The 531-nt window shown below is 69.3% G+C and carries 1 protein-coding gene; it reads left to right on the forward strand.

Annotation, left to right across the window (positions count from 1 at the left end):
* Positions 1 to 140: 140 nt before the first annotated feature.
* On the forward strand, positions 141 to 531 hold a 391-nt coding region (locus tag E4099_RS32675; protein WP_245245371.1), incomplete at its 3' end, for a PTS fructose transporter subunit IIB.

Consider the following 531-nt stretch of genomic DNA (forward strand, 5'->3'; position numbering starts at 1 on the left):
AGAGGTGTATAAGAGACAGGTGGGAGGGGGCGGGGAAGCTCTGGGTCGGGGTGTTCGCCGCGGGTCCCGCTGGTGCAGGATGGCGGGCCGATGTGGGGATGTTCATGCCGTTCACGCCTGATGGACGTGAGGAGATCCGGGTGACGAGTCCAGCTGATCCACTCGATGTGACGGGTGCCGACGGGCCGGGCGGCACGGGGCGCAGGCTGCTCGCGGTGACCGCCTGCCCGACGGGTATCGCGCATACGTACATGGCCGCCGAGAAGTTGGTCCAGGCGGCCCAGGCGCTGGGCCATCGCATCAAGGTGGAGACCCAGGGCTCGATCGGGGCTGAGAACGTTCTGTCCGACAACGATGTCGACGAGGCCGACGCGGTGATCGTCGCCGCCGACAAGGACGTCGACCTGAGCCGTTTCGCCGGCAAGCGGGTGCTGGTGACGGGTGTCGCCGAGGGCATCCACCAGCCCGTACGGCTGATCGAGCGGGCGCTCGCGGCCCCGGTGTATGCGGGGGCGGGGGGCGGTGTGGTGG

It is taken from the genome of Streptomyces palmae (assembly GCF_004684805.1).
Lineage (GTDB): Bacteria > Actinomycetota > Actinomycetes > Streptomycetales > Streptomycetaceae > Streptomyces > Streptomyces palmae.